Annotated in this window: 1 rRNA gene; it reads right to left on the reverse strand. The window is 46.5% G+C overall.

What is annotated here, in order from left to right:
* Positions 1-140, reverse strand: a 16S ribosomal RNA gene (locus FDX09_RS19590); the annotation flags it as partial.
* Positions 141-282 lie beyond the last annotated feature (142 nt).

Raw genomic sequence — 282 nt, forward strand, 5'->3', positions numbered from 1 at the left:
CCATCGGGCAGTTTCCCAGACATTACTCACCCGTCCGCCACTCGTCACCCGAGAGCAAGCTCTCTGTGCTACCGTTCGACTTGCATGTGTTAGGCCTGCCGCCAGCGTTCAATCTGAGCCATGATCAAACTCTTCAATTTAAGTTTGATGCTCGTGAATTAAACTTCGTAATGAATTACGTGTTCACTCAGAGACTTGGTATTCATTTTTCGTCTTGCGACGTTAAGAATCCGTATCCTCGAGTGCCCACACAGATTGTCTGATAAATTGTTAAAGAGCAGT

The sequence above is a fragment of the Citrobacter sp. wls717 genome, from assembly GCF_005280955.1.
Taxonomy (GTDB): domain Bacteria; phylum Pseudomonadota; class Gammaproteobacteria; order Enterobacterales; family Enterobacteriaceae; genus Citrobacter; species Citrobacter werkmanii.